The organism is Bacillus sp. YP1, assembly GCF_000877815.1.
Lineage (GTDB): Bacteria > Bacillota > Bacilli > Bacillales > Bacillaceae > Bacillus > Bacillus subtilis.
In genome coordinates, this window is sequence record NZ_CP010014.1 from 515941 (window position 1) to 529065 (window position 13125).

General features: G+C 47.6%; 12 protein-coding genes. 9 read left to right on the top strand and 3 right to left on the bottom strand.

The annotated features are described in order from the left end of the window. From yesZ to QF06_RS02475, 7 genes are all read left to right on the top strand, one after another. A complete protein-coding gene (yesZ, locus tag QF06_RS02445) occupies positions 1-1992 on the top strand; it encodes a beta-galactosidase YesZ (protein ID WP_041851202.1) in 1992 nt (663 codons plus the stop codon). 43 nt (positions 1993-2035) lie between these two features. Further along, entirely contained in the window at positions 2036-4609 is a 2574-nt protein-coding gene (locus QF06_RS02450) for an exo-rhamnogalacturonan lyase family protein (protein ID WP_041851201.1), read from the top strand. 121 nt (positions 4610-4730) lie between these two features. Then, positions 4731-6239 (top strand): extracellular solute-binding protein, encoded by a 1509-nt coding sequence (locus QF06_RS02455; protein WP_041851200.1) that lies wholly within the window; start codon positions 4731-4733, stop codon positions 6237-6239. Positions 6240-6293: 54 nt separating this feature from the next. Then, positions 6294-7250 (top strand): ABC transporter permease, encoded by a 957-nt coding sequence (locus QF06_RS02460; RefSeq protein WP_003233808.1) that lies wholly within the window; start codon positions 6294-6296, stop codon positions 7248-7250. A gap of 13 nt (positions 7251-7263) precedes the next feature. Next, complete coding sequence (locus tag QF06_RS02465; RefSeq protein WP_003242715.1) at positions 7264-8151, top strand: carbohydrate ABC transporter permease; 888 nt, start codon at positions 7264-7266, stop codon at positions 8149-8151. 8 nt (positions 8152-8159) lie between these two features. Further along, positions 8160-9500 (top strand): alpha-galacturonidase LplD, encoded by a 1341-nt coding sequence (lplD, locus tag QF06_RS02470; RefSeq protein ID WP_043940064.1) that lies wholly within the window; start codon positions 8160-8162, stop codon positions 9498-9500. Positions 9501-9574: 74 nt separating this feature from the next. Continuing rightward, positions 9575-10270, top strand: a complete 696-nt coding sequence (locus tag QF06_RS02475) for a DUF421 domain-containing protein (protein WP_032726686.1) — start codon at positions 9575-9577, stop codon at positions 10268-10270. 36 nt (positions 10271-10306) lie between these two features. On the opposite strand, the gene hmoA is transcribed toward QF06_RS02475, so the two are convergent. The 3 genes from hmoA to QF06_RS22080 form a co-directional block, all read right to left on the bottom strand. Next, the gene (gene hmoA / locus QF06_RS02480; RefSeq protein ID WP_003243958.1) at positions 10307-10633 is read right to left on the bottom strand and encodes a heme-degrading oxygenase HmoA; all 327 of its coding nucleotides are present in this window, start codon (positions 10631-10633) and stop codon (positions 10307-10309) included. A gap of 103 nt (positions 10634-10736) precedes the next feature. Then, entirely contained in the window at positions 10737-11099 is a 363-nt protein-coding gene (locus QF06_RS02485; protein ID WP_003233803.1) for a VOC family protein, read from the bottom strand. 91 nt (positions 11100-11190) lie between these two features. After that, on the bottom strand, positions 11191-11733 hold the full coding sequence (locus QF06_RS22080) for a hypothetical protein (protein ID WP_031315514.1): 543 nt from the start codon (positions 11731-11733) through the stop codon (positions 11191-11193). 197 nt (positions 11734-11930) lie between these two features. Between QF06_RS22080 and QF06_RS02495 the strand changes: the two genes are divergently transcribed. Next, on the top strand, positions 11931-12803 hold the full coding sequence (locus tag QF06_RS02495) for an STAS domain-containing protein (protein ID WP_029317447.1): 873 nt from the start codon (positions 11931-11933) through the stop codon (positions 12801-12803). A 154-nt stretch (positions 12804-12957) separates the two neighbouring features. Continuing rightward, the gene (locus tag QF06_RS20875) at positions 12958-13125 is read left to right on the top strand and encodes a YezD family protein (protein ID WP_003244522.1); all 168 of its coding nucleotides are present in this window, start codon (positions 12958-12960) and stop codon (positions 13123-13125) included.

Sequence of the window (13125 nt, forward strand, 5' to 3'; positions counted from 1 at the left end):
ATGAGAAAACTGTATCATGGCGCTTGCTATTATCCGGAATTATGGGATGAAGAGACGATTCAGCAGGACATTGACATCATGCGTGAAGTTGGCGTAAATGTTGTGCGGATCGGCGAATTTGCCTGGTCTGTCATGGAACCTGAAGAAGGAAAAATTGACGTCGGTTTTTTCAAAGAAATCATCGCCCGGCTGTATGATAGCGGGATCGAAACGATTATGTGCACGCCGACGCCTACCCCGCCGATTTGGTTCTCACATGGCCGGCCCGAACGCATGCATGCCAATGAAAAAAGAGAGATCATGGGGCATGGCTCCCGTCAGCATGCCTGTACGAACAACCCGTATTTCCGAAAAAAAGCCGCCATCATCACCACAGCCATCGCCAAGGAGCTTGGCCGGCTCCCGGGGCTGATCGGATGGCAGCTAGACAATGAGTTTAAATGCCATGTTGCAGAATGCATGTGTGAGACATGCTTGCGCCTATGGCATGACTGGCTCAAAAATCGCTACGGGGTAATTGAGCGCTTGAATGAAGCTTGGGGAACCGATGTGTGGAGCGAGACCTATCAGACGTTTGAGCAAGTCCCGCAGCCGGGACCGGCCCCGTTTCTGCATCATGCCTCTCTACGCACTATGTATCAGCTGTTTTCGATGGAGATGATCGCTTCGTTTGCGGATGAACAGGCCAAAATCATCCGCTGCTATTCAGATGCGCCGATCACGCATAACGGATCAGTCATGTTCAGCGTGGACAATGAGCGAATGTTTCAGAATCTCGATTTTGCCTCCTATGACACGTACGCTTCGCAGGAAAACGCCTCTGCCTTTTTATTGAACTGTGATTTATGGAGAAATCTGAAACAGGGGCGCCCGTTTTGGATTTTGGAAACGAGTCCGTCGTATGCCGCCTCGCTTGAAAGCTCCGCTTACCCGCACGCAGACGGGTATTTGCAGGCCGAAGCCGTATCGTCCTACGCCTTAGGAAGCCAGGGATTTTGCTACTGGCTATGGCGACAGCAGCGTTCAGGCAGCGAGATTTCCCACGGTTCGGTTCTCAGTGCCTGGGGCGAACCCACCATCGGCTATCAAAATGTGCTGGCGGTTGAGCGGGCAAGAAAGGAAATCGAGCCTATTATTCTATCGACTGAACCCGTTCAAGCCGAGGCGGCGATGACATACTCTGACAGAGCAAAAGCATTTATTAAAACTGAGCCTCACCGGGGACTCCGGCATCGTTCGCTTGTGACGCATTTTTATGAACGTATTCTCAACACGGGGATTCATCGTGACCTTATTCCGGAAGGCGCTCCACTGGACGGCTATCGCTTGCTGTTTACGCCATTTGTGCCGTATTTGTCTTCTGAATTTATCAAAAAAGCTTCGGCATTCGCTGAAGCGGGCGGCATCTGGATCACCGGGCCGCTGACAGGAGGACGCACATGCGAGCATACCATTCATACCGATTGCGGACTTGGCGAACTTGAGAAAACGTCAGGGATCAAAACACTTTTTACCTTTCCGATGAATGAGAACGTGAATACAGGAAAAGCGTTTGGCATCACGGCGCCGCTCGGACTGTGGAGCGCGGTGTTTGACACAGAGAGCGGAAACACCCTTGGCACGGTTGAAGCAGGACCGAGGGCGGGCCATGCTTTTCTGACGGAACGGAATTACGGCGAGGGGAAAATTGTCATGCTGGGCTCGCTTCCATCCGGAAAAGAAGGGGATGCGATGCTGGAAGCGCTCGTCAGGCATTATGCGGAGGAAGCTGTTATTTCCAGCCGGTCGGATGTGACACCCGGCACGATCGTTGCCCCGCGTATAGGCGAAAACGGCCTTGTGTGGATCGTTGTGAATATGGATGGAAAAGGCGGGAGCGTGACATTGCCGGAAGCGGGAATGGATTTGTTGACGAACTGTTCGACCAAAGCGGGGAGGCTGGCGGTCGGACCGCATGAATACCGTGTGATTCAATTTGACAATCACAGCTGATTCTTTGCATCGAATCAGCTTTTTTCTATGGAGGGAGAGACAGATGAAAAAGATCAAATGGTTATCAGAACAGCCAAAGTTGACAAGCGGCGTGACGTGGGGCGTGCCATGGAAAAAAGGAGAATTAAAAAAAGGAGACCGTCTGGCGCTTATGAATGAAAACGCGGAAACGCGATATGTGCAAAGCGAACCGTCGGCCTATTGGCCGGACGGGAGCATCAAGTGGACGAAGCACGCGGCGGTGTTTGGCGGTCAGGAAAACCAAAGTTTTACAGTTCGCAAAAGAGAAGTGCCGCAGCCAACTGAATCGCTCAGCATTCTTGAGACAGAGCATGATATCCAAGTGGATACAGGAGCACTCGTTTGTACCATTCATAAAACAGGATCTGATTTCATTCAATCATTGCAGATCAATGGAAAGCCGATCGCCGCAGGCGGGAGGCTCGTTGCGATAAGAGAAACGAGAAAGGAGTCGGCGGCGGAAACGGTTCTTTTGCATGAAAGGTCTGTCAGCTTTATCAAACGGGCGGCGATTGAGCAGAGTGGTCCTGTCAAAGCAGTAGTCAAAATCGAGGGAGTGCATGTGCTCCATAAAACGAATGAGGAATGGCTGCCGTTTGTCATCCGATTGACGTTTTATGCCGGGCTGTCTGAGATCGGCCTTGTGCACACGCAGTTGATTGACAGGAGCGGTAAACAAGAATTCATTAAGGGGCTCGGCATCAAATTCGACCTTTTTTTGGAGGGAGAGCCGTACAACCGCCATTTCCGCTTTGCGGGAGAGAAAGGGATGTACAAAGAACCCGCCCAGCTGTTTGGCACACGTAAATTCAATGAACGATATCCGCTTTATGAAAAACAAATCAATGGCGAAATGCTGTCTCCAGATGAAGAGCATAAGGAATGGTTTGCACATGGCACACAGAATACGGTTTGGGACGATGTCAAGCTCGTGCAGGATTCCAGCGATCATTACAGCCTGTCAAAACGGACCGGAAAAGATTATGCGTGGGTTGGAATGCTGCATGGCAGCCGGGCGAAGGGGCTTTGCTATGCGAGCGGCGAAAATGGCGGTGTGGCTCTCGGCCTGCGGTATTTCTTTGAGAAATATCCTTCAGCACTGGAAATCACAGGTCTTGCCGGCAGCCGCCCCAAAATGACTATCTGGCTTTGGCCTCCGGACGGCGAAGCGATGGATTTGCGGCATTATACAGGAAACACCCACGTGGCCAGCGCGTATGAAGGCTTTGATGAAATGCGCTCTGATCCGACAGGCATTGCGAACACAAATGAAATCAGCCTGGCGTGCTTTTCGCACATGCCGTCTGACGAAGTCCTCAATGCGCTGGCTGACAAATGGCAGGCGCCGCCGCTCATTGTATGCGAGCCGGACGTCTATTACGAATCAAAAGCACTCGGGGTATGGAGCATCATTGACACATCCCATCCGCTCAAAAAAGAGCTGGAAGAACAGCTTGATGCGGCCTTTCTGTTTTATAAAAAGGAAGTAGAGCAACGCAGATGGTACGGTTTTTGGCATTATGGCGATGTCATGCATACGTATGACCCGATTCGGCATATGTGGCGGTACGATCTCGGCGGATACGCATGGCAAAACAATGAGCTCGTTCCGACCCTATGGCTGTGGCAGGCGTTTTTCCGCTCAGGCAGAGAGGATATCTTTCGCATGGCAGAAGCCATGACCCGCCATACGAGCGAAACGGACAGCTTTCACCTCGGTGAATACGCCGGGCTTGGCTCACGGCATAACGTTGTGCACTGGGGATGCGGCTGCAAGGAAGCGAGAATCAGCATGGCCGGGCTTTATAAATTCTATTATTATCTGACGGGTGATGAGCGGACGGGAGATCTTTTGACAGAAGTGAAGGATGCCGATTATGCCCTCGTCAAAACCGATCCGATGCGCGCTTTTTACGAGAAAGGTAAGCACCCGACTCACGCCAGAACGGGACCGGACTGGGCGGCGTTTTGCTCGAACTGGCTGGCGGAATGGGAGCGGACCGAAAATCCGGAATATCGCAAAAAAATCGAAACGGGAATCAACTGTCTGAAGCGGCTGCCGCTCCGCTTATTATCTGGCCCGACATTTGAATATGATCCGGCGACCTCGATGCTTCATCATATGGGAGACGGCATTGCGGGCGGATATCATATGATCATTGCCTTCGGCGCGCCGCAAGTGTGGATGGAGCTGGCTGAGCTTCTTGATGACTGGGAATGGGAGGATATGCTGAGTGAATTCGGCGAATTTTACACACTCAGTGATGAGGAAAAACGAAAAAAAAGCGGAGCCGCTCTTCATGACGGGCATTTTCACTGGCCGATGTTCGCCGCCGGTATGACAGCCTACGCCGCAAGAAAAAAACAAGATCCTCATCTCGCCGCCAAAGCGTGGAATCTTTTGCTAGAAGATAAGCTCAGCCATACGCCGCTTCCGATCAAACCGGAGCGCATCGAGACATGGACGCAGCTAGAGGAGCTTCCATGGGTGACAACGAACACTGTCTCTCAATGGTGTTTAAATGTCATAGCGGCGCTGGAACTGATCGGAGATTCCCTTCCGGCAAAAAAAGAAACATCGGGCAAAAAAGGATAACAGCCGGAATTTCATAGGAGAAATGGTGCAAAAAATGAAGATTGCAAGAATTTATGTAAGCGCTTTATATTGAGAGGGGCAAAGGGGAAATGCAAATTGAAAAAAGGGGGACTTACGCAACATGAAAATAAGAATGCGAAAAAAATGGATGGCCTTGCCGCTTGCTGCCATGGTGATCGCCGGATGCAGCCATTCGGAAACATCCAATTCAGCAAGCGGTTCGAAAGATACGATCAAAATTATGGCGCCGCTTTTATCGCCGGAAAGCCCGAGTGATAAAAGCCCTTCATTAAAAGCGCTCGAAAAATACACAGGCAAAGAGATTAAGGTCACATGGGTGCCTGATTCATCCTACAACGACAAATTCAACATCGTCATGGCTTCAGGAGAGATGCCTCACGCGATTGTCATTAAAGATAAGTCAGCCGGCTTTATCAAGTCTGTCAAAGCAGGGGCGTTTTGGGAACTGTCTCCTTATTTAAAAGACTACAAGAATTTAAGCCAGGCAGATGAAAAGATTTTGAAGAACAGCTCGGTGAACGGCGAGGTGTACGGAATCTACAGAACGAGGGATCTGATCAGGGCGTGTATGATCATCAGAACCGACTGGCTGAAAAATGTCGGTCTGGATATGCCGGAAACGCTTGATGATTTCTATGAAGTGCTGAAAGCCTTTAAGGAAAAAGATCCTGACGGAAACGGCAAGGATGATACGTACGGCATGGTCGTGCCGAAATGGATGGGACTCGGCAACGGAAGCCCATGGGATGTTCTGCAAATCTGGTTCGGCGCTCCGAACCGCTACGGTGTTGAAAACGGAAAGCTGATTCCAGATTTTACAACGAAGGAATACATGAATGCGCTCACGTTTTTTAAAAAGCTCTATGATGAGGGATTGATTAATAAGGATTTTGCTGTCATGGATTCTGCGAAGTGGAATGATCCGGTTGTAAAAGGAAAAGCGGGTGTCATCGTTGATACAGGCTCAAGAGCGTCTCAAATCCAAAGCGCGATGGAGGAGGCGGATGAGTCGAACAAGGATATCATTGATATCGTCGGCTCGCTTGAGGGACCGAATGGCAAGCGCACTTTCCCGACATCTGGTTATTCAGGCATGATCACGATACCAAAATCAAGCGTCAAAACTGAAAAAGAGCTGAAAGAGGTGCTGTCCTTCCTCGATAAGATGAATGATAAGGAAGCGCAGATTCTCACGAACAACGGAGTGAAGGGCCGCAATTACGAGCTCAAGGACGGCGTATTCACTTCACTTGAAAAAAATAACAAATCTCTCCTGTATGAGCATGAAGGCTTGGCACAGTTCAGCATGTCGATTCCGAAAAGCGAGTATTACATCGAAGACCAGAAAACCAAGCTCTTCCAGCATCGCAAGGACATCATAACCGAAGGAGAAAAAATAGCCGTCTTTAACCCGGCTGAGTCGCTTGTATCTGATGTCTATACCCAAAAAGGTGCCCAGCTTGACAACATCATCCTCGACGCGAGAACACAATTTATCATTGGAGAAATTGATGAAAAAGGGTTCGCTGATGCAGTGGAGCTTTGGAAAAAAAGCGGCGGCAATGACCTGATGAAGGACTTGAACAAATTGTACCAATCGTCAAAATAAACCGATGCGCCTGCCTTTCGGCGGGCGCCCCGGTAACACGAAAGGAGAACAGATATGGAAACAGTGCCGAAGAAGGGAGATTCACCTGTTCTCACCGCTGGAAAAGGCATCAGCTGGATGGCTGCGCTCAAACGGGACAAATGGCTTTATCTTCTTCTTATTCCCGGTCTGCTTTATTTTTTGATTTTTAAATACTTGCCGATGTGGGGCGTGCTGATCGCTTTTAAAGACTACTCGCCATATCTTGGCTTCTGGAAAAGCGAATGGGTCGGCTTTGATTATTTCAAAGACTTTTTTATGAATCCGGATTTTTTCCGGCTGCTGCGCAACACCCTCATGCTGGCGAGCCTGGATCTTTTGTTTGCCTTTCCCGCGCCTCTCATTTTAGCCCTGCTTTTGAATGAGGTAAGAAAGGCCGTGTATAAAAGATGTATCCAAACCTTCATTTACGTACCCCATTTTGTATCATGGACAATTGTGGTCAGCATCACCTTCGTTTTCTTTACTGTCGATACAGGTGTGATCAACAAAATGATCATGAGCCTGACAGGTGAGCAGATTTCTTTCTTGTCGGATGCAGACTGGTTCCGGCCGATGATTGTGATGCAAAGCATTTGGAAGGAAACAGGCTGGGGAACGATTCTATTTTTGGCAGCGCTCGCTACGGTTGATCAAGAGCAGTATGAAGCGGCCATCATGGACGGAGCGGGGCGGTTCAGGAGAATGTGGCATATTACGCTGCCGGCGATCAGAAGCACCATTATCGTTTTGTTGATTTTAAGAATCGGCAGCTTTTTGAATCTTGGCTTTGAACAGGTGTATTTGATGACGAACTCACTCAACCGCAGTGTGGCTGACATCTTCGACACGTATGTGTACATGATGGGGATTACCCAAGGGGCATATAGCTACAGCACGGCGGTCGGTTTGTTTAAATCAGTTGTCGGGATTATCTTGATTTTTGGCGCCAATTACATTGCGAAAAAGTTTGATCAGGAAGGATTGTTTTAGAGGAGGGAGAGGTATGGCTGAAATTCACACGATGCACAACACCAAAGCCGGACGGGTGTTTGACGTCTGCAACATTCTGTTTCTCGGCGGTGTCGGCGCGATTACCATTTTGCCGTTTTTATATATTATCGCCGGTTCCTTTGCGACAGAAGCGGAACTCGCCCAGCGGAGCTTCTTTATTTTCCCGAAAACCTTTACACTTGATGCTTACAAGTATGTGTTTTCGACACCGACGTTCCTTCGAAGCATGGGCGTGTCCATCTTCATCACGGTGGTTGGGACGGCTGTACAGCTGTTTTTCACCTTCACGATGGCATATCCGCTGGCGAAGCGGCATGTGAAGGGACGGAATCTGCTGTTGAATCTGGTGATTTTCTCCATGCTGTTTTCAGGCGGCATGATTCCGACGTACCTTGTCGTAAAATCACTTGGCCTTTTGGATACGTATTGGGCATTGATTCTGCCGATGGCGATTAATCCGTTCAACCTTATTATTATCAAAAACTTCTTTCAGCAGCTGCCGCGCGAGCTGGAGGAATCAGCAAAAATTGACGGCTGTTCCGAAATCGGCGTCTTCTGGCGGATCGCCCTGCCACTGTCAAAGCCAGTTATTGCGACCTTTGCGCTGTTTTATGCGGTCGGGATTTGGAATGATTTCTTCCACGCTCTCTTATATATCAATGACAGTGCAAAATGGCCGCTGCAAATGGTGCTTCGCCAAGTCACAATTTTATCGGATTTAACGGCGACCAATGGTGATACGATGCAAAATGCAGTTCCGCCGGAGCAGGGAATTAAACTCGCTGTCATTGTCATTGCGACGCTGCCGATTTTGGCGGTCTATCCATTTTTACAAAAACACTTTGCAAAAGGAATGCTGATCGGTTCGGTGAAAGGCTGAGAAAGGGAGTGTTTCATATCAGTACATTAGATCAGATTAAGATTGCCTATATCGGCGGGGGGTCCCAAGGCTGGGCCAGAAGCCTGATGAGGGATTTGTCGATTGATGAACGGATGTCAGGCACGGTGGCGCTCTATGATCTTGATTTTGAAGCCGCTCAGAAAAATGAAGTGATCGGCAATCACAGCGGGAACGGCAGATGGAGATATGAGGCTGTTTCTACTTTGAAAAAGGCGTTATCAGCCGCTGATATCGTCATTATTTCCATTTTGCCGGGATCACTGGATGATATGGAAGTCGATGTCCACTTGCCTGAGCGCTGCGGTATTTATCAGTCTGTAGGTGATACTGTCGGGCCTGGAGGGATCATCAGGGGCTTGCGTGCTGTGCCGATATTTGCGGAAATTGCCCGGGCAATAAGAGACTACGCACCTGAATCATGGGTCATTAATTATACAAACCCGATGTCTGTCTGTACAAGAGTGCTGTATAAAGTGTTTCCCGGCATCAAAGCGATTGGCTGCTGCCACGAGGTATTCGGGACGCAAAAGCTATTGGCGGAAATGGTCACGGAAAGGCTGGGGATAGAGGTGCCGCGGCGTGAGGATATCCGCGTTAATGTGCTCGGCATTAACCATTTTACATGGATTACGGAAGCCTCTTATCGCCATATTGACCTGCTGCCTATATTCCGTGAATTCAGCGCGCACTATGGGGAATCAGGATATGAGCTGGAGGGGGAAAGCTGGAGGGACAGCGTCTTTTGTTCGGCACACCGTGTTGCGTTTGATTTATTTGAAACGTATGGCGCCATCCCTGCTGCGGGAGACAGGCATCTGGCAGAGTTTCTTCCCGGTCCATACCTCAAACAGCCTGAAGTATGGAAATTTCATCTCACACCTATATCATTCAGAAAACAAGACAGAGCAGAGAAACGACAAGAAACAGAACGGTTGATCGTGCAACAACGGGGCGTTGCTGAGAAAGCTTCGGGAGAAGAAGGCGTGAACATCATAGCGGCTCTTCTCGGATTGGGTGAACTCGTCACAAATGTAAATATGCCGAATCAAGGCCAGGTCTCAAACCTTCCTATACAAGCCATTGTCGAAACAAACGCATTCATCACAAGGAACCGTGTCCAGCCGATTTTTTCCGGAGCGCTTCCGAGAGGTGTGGAAATGCTGGCGGCTAGGCATATATCCAATCAAGAGGCAGTGTCGGAAGCAGGTCTAACAAAGGATACTGGCCTCGCGTTTCAAGCTTTCCTCAATGACCCGCTTGTCAGGATTGACCGCAGTGATGCAGAGCAGCTTTTCAATGACATGCTCCAATGCACCATGCAACGTTGAGCGGAGCTTTTCCGGTTTAGAAAAGAAACCATTGACCATACTGATAGTATAATCAAGAAGTAGGTGCTATCAATATGGGAGATTATTTAAGTGTTGCGGTAGAATTGGTCTGCGGTTTAGGCATTTTATTTATTATCTTAAAGCTTCTCGGGAAAACCCAATTTTCTCAAATTACGCCGTTTGACTTTATTTCTGCTTTAATTTTAGGAGAATTGGTCGGAAATGCCGTCTACGATCATGATATCAAAATCAAAGAAATCATTTTTGCTTCGCTGCTGTGGGGCGTGCTGATTTATGTTATTGAATTTATCACGCAAAAAATGAAATCATCGCGAAAGTTCTTGGAGGGTGAGCCGAATATCGTCATCCGCAAAGGAGAGCTTCAATATAAAGTAATGAAGAAAAATAAGATAGACATTAACCAGCTGCAAAGCCTATTGAGGCAAGCGGGGAGTTTTTCGATCCAAGAAGTAGAATATGCGATTCTTGAAACAAACGGGATGGTCAGCGTGCTTCCAAAATCAGACTTTGACAAACCGACAAATAAGGATTTGCAGATTCCTTCGAAGTCCGTTTCTCTGCCGATCACGTTAATCATAGATGGAGAGATTGTGCGGGATAATTTGAAGGAAGCAGGTGTGGATGAACAGTGGCTGAAACAAGAATTGAAAAAGAAGAACATTGATAAGACAGAGGACGTGTTATTTGCAGAATGGCATAAAAATAAGCCGCTGTATACTGTAACGTATGAACAAAGCAGATCAACATGACTCTTAGAAAAAAGCTTGCAGCAAGGCGCAAGCTTTTTATTGATTGTATGTCCCTTGTTTGACAGCACGTACATGGTACATGCTCACTTCAGTGCTGATCAGATAGTCAGGCTTTGGTTTGCCTTTGTTTGCTTTATGGCCGGCGATATGAGCATCGCTTTTTTCCCATTGCTTCCAGTGATCCTCTGATTCCCAGCGAATCATGACAACAACTTCTTCATCACCGCGGCGCACATTTTTCTCAAGCACTGTCACATCAATTAAACCTTCTTGTTTTTCAATGATTCCTTCAGCGCTGAAACGTTCTATAACTTTATCTGCAAAGCCTTCTTTAACCGTCATTTTTCTCAACTGTACAAACATTTGTCTCACTCCAATCATTCTCACATATGAATAATTGTAAATGAAATTCATTCTCAATGTCAAAGAAAGCGCAGGACGGAATCGAACCGCCGTGCGCAACAGTTTATTCTTTTAATAAAAACACATTTCCGTCTTCGTCCTTAAATTGAACGAAGGTGCCCCACTCCATTTGATTGGGCTCACCGAGAAATTCTACACCGTTTGTCTTCATTTTCTCGTATGTACCAAAGATGTCTTCGCATTCAAACACAATAGAAGCCTTCATTTGCTCTGAGCCTTTCATCATGGCTTTCGGGTAAATGACTAAACGAGTCTCGGCCCCTTTTGGCGCAACCTCCAGCCAGCTTGCTTCAGGTCCCATTGGGTGGTCCGCTGCAATATCAAAGCCTACCTTCTCTGTCCAAAATTGCTTCGCTTTCTGCTGGTCCTCGACATATACAGCAACAGTGCCAATTTGTTTGATCATAGGGAAACCTCCAAGTTGAAAAGATAATAATACTATAACCTGTTTACGGCCGAAGTAACATAAAAAAATCAGCCGGGAAACCGGCTGATTTTTAAAATGAGCAGCTTACAACATCGATGTGATTTGTGTCTAAGGCGAAGTAAACCCAGCGGCGACGTGAGGAATCCCAATAAAAGCCGCCGACGGATCTTCTGCCAAGGATGATCGGGTAAAACCAAAAGGAGCGGCCATTGGTTAACCAAACATAGGTAAATCGGAAAAGGCAAGGACGAATGGTGATTGGTTCAACTAACAAAACGGCTCCTTGAGAACCCTGCGGTTTTGGGGGTTTCGCTGGTATTTGGGAAGGAGGAGGTCCCTGCGGCGCACCGCCGAAGCCTGGGCTAGCACCGCTGCCAATACCAGGGCCGGAGCCGCCGCCAAAGCCTGGAACAGCGCCACCGCCAATACCAGGGCCGGAGCCGCCGCCAAAGCCTGGAACAGCACCACCGCCAATGCCAGGGCCGGAGCCGCCGCCGAAGCCCGGAACAGCGCCGCTGCCAATGCCAGGCCATGGATATCGGTATTCATATTCAAAAGCAGGCCAAGGCTCATAAAAATGCCCCGCAAACATATAAGGATCAACATAATACATGTGATAACGTCCTTTCTCATTGTAAACTGTACATTGCAGTTTATGCGGGCGGACTCTTATTGGTGCATTCGCCTAAGGATATGAAGCAGGAATGCTCTCAGAGAGCAGAATCAATTGATTTTTCTCTAGTCTTATTCACAATTCCGATTTATCATTTTATAATGAAAGTGCTTCTATTACGAAAAAGGAGACAGACCGTGAATATCGATCAATTATTATATCAATATATCATAGACAACACTGCGGATATTACTGAGAAATGGTTCAGTTTGCGTTGCCAGCTAAAAGGCGAGCTATATTCCGCCAGCCATTTAAGTGAAGAAACGAAAACACTTTTAACCGAGCAGCATACATTTACCAATATAACAATCGCAAGCGCATTTCTGGAGGATCAAACCGATTTTCAAGAAAACATGACAAAATGGGCGCAAAACGTTGCGAAAAACAGGGTAGAGCAGGATGTTCAAGTTCATGAGGTCGTAGAAGCCATATCCAATTCAAGAATCTCATTCTGGGACGCAGTCGTCACATTTATAAAAGAGAATCAGGAGATTGTGACAAATGAGGATGCAGACCGATGGAACCGCATTGTGAATCAGTCGTTCGATAAGCTGATTATTGAATTCTCCGAGCAGTACCAAAAATTCATGCTGATGAGGCTCACATCTCAGCAGGAATTGATCTCAGAGCTTGGCTGCCCGGTTATTTCCATTGCCGATGGAATCGGGATATTGCCGCTTATCGGCTCAATTGATACAAAACGGGCACAAGTCATTTTAGAAACAGTGCCGGTCCGCTGTGTCGAGAGAAAAATCACAAGCCTCGTCGTTGATCTTTCGGGTGTTCCGATTGTGGATACCATGGTGGCTCAGCAATTGTACAATCTGTCTAAAACGCTTTTCTTATTAGGCGTCAAAGCCGTATTTTCAGGGATTCGCCCGGATGTGGCCCAAACATCGATTCAATTGGGGCTTGATTTTAGTGAATATGAAACGTACGGTACGCTGAAGCAGGCATTAGAAAACATGGGTGTCCGCTGTATTGTTGAGGAATTGGAAGAAAACAAATAGGAAGTTTCCAGGCATATGATTGTCCGTCACCGGGTGATCATATGCCTTTTTGATTTGAACAGAAATCACCATTGATTTATCGAAAAAAACATAATATTATAATTCTTATAAGAATACTGTGAATTAAAACCTATTCAACAGGGGGGAAGGTCTTTTGGTTTCAAAATCAACGATTGATCCGGAAGTGATTGAAAAAATCATCAGCTCGCTGGAAACACTCGATTTCGGCACCGTTCAGATTACGGTTCATGATTCTCAGATTACCCAAATTGAGAAAATAGAAAAGCACCGTTTTTCGCTGAAAAGGAAAGAATCAAAATGA

Bases quoted from the DNA above. Each gene is read 5' to 3' on its own strand.
- yesZ (WP_041851202.1), top strand. From the start codon at position 1: ATGAGAAAACTGTATCATGGCGCTTGCTATTATCCGGAATTATGGGAT.
- QF06_RS02450 (WP_041851201.1), top strand. From the start codon at position 2,036: ATGAAAAAGATCAAATGGTTATCAGAACAGCCAAAGTTGACAAGCGGC.
- QF06_RS02455 (WP_041851200.1), top strand. From the start codon at position 4,731: ATGAAAATAAGAATGCGAAAAAAATGGATGGCCTTGCCGCTTGCTGCC.
- QF06_RS02460 (WP_003233808.1), top strand. From the start codon at position 6,294: ATGGAAACAGTGCCGAAGAAGGGAGATTCACCTGTTCTCACCGCTGGA.
- QF06_RS02465 (WP_003242715.1), top strand. From the start codon at position 7,264: ATGGCTGAAATTCACACGATGCACAACACCAAAGCCGGACGGGTGTTT.
- QF06_RS02475 (WP_032726686.1), top strand. From the start codon at position 9,575: ATGGGAGATTATTTAAGTGTTGCGGTAGAATTGGTCTGCGGTTTAGGC.
- hmoA (WP_003243958.1), bottom strand. From the start codon at position 10,633: ATGTTTGTACAGTTGAGAAAAATGACGGTTAAAGAAGGCTTTGCAGAT.
- QF06_RS02485 (WP_003233803.1), bottom strand. From the start codon at position 11,099: ATGATCAAACAAATTGGCACTGTTGCTGTATATGTCGAGGACCAGCAG.
- QF06_RS22080 (WP_031315514.1), bottom strand. From the start codon at position 11,733: ATGTATTATGTTGATCCTTATATGTTTGCGGGGCATTTTTATGAGCCT.